We start from the raw sequence: 469 nt of genomic DNA on the forward strand, positions 1-469 counted from the left end.
TATCGTCTTCTTCAATGAATCAAGCAATTCGTGTGGGAACTTATGGAGCAGCTGATGTCGTCGATTAAGGAGGTGATCCAGCCGCAGGTTCCCCTACGGCTACCTTGTTACGACTTCACCCCAGTCATGAATCACACCGTGGTAACCGTCCTCCCGAAGGTTAGACTAGCTACTTCTGGTGCAACCCACTCCCATGGTGTGACGGGCGGTGTGTACAAGGCCCGGGAACGTATTCACCGCGACATTCTGATTCGCGATTACTAGCGATTCCGACTTCACGCAGTCGAGTTGCAGACTGCGATCCGGACTACGATCGGTTTTGTGGGATTAGCTCCACCTCGCGGCTTGGCAACCCTCTGTACCGACCATTGTAGCACGTGTGTAGCCCAGGCCGTAAGGGCCATGATGACTTGACGTCATCCCCACCTTCCTCCGGTTTGTCACCGGCAGTCTCCTTAGAGTGCCCACC

1 rRNA gene is annotated in these 469 nt (G+C 54.8%); it reads right to left on the reverse strand.

Going from position 1 to position 469, the window contains the following annotated elements:
* Positions 1-65: 65 nt before the first annotated feature.
* Positions 66-469: ribosomal RNA gene (locus tag M5C71_RS33600) — 16S ribosomal RNA — on the reverse strand; the annotation flags it as partial.

Origin of the sequence: Pseudomonas sp. MWU12-2345, from assembly GCF_023242385.1 — a bacterium.
In the GTDB taxonomy this organism is placed as follows: Bacteria; Pseudomonadota; Gammaproteobacteria; order Pseudomonadales; family Pseudomonadaceae; genus Aquipseudomonas; species Aquipseudomonas gingeri_D.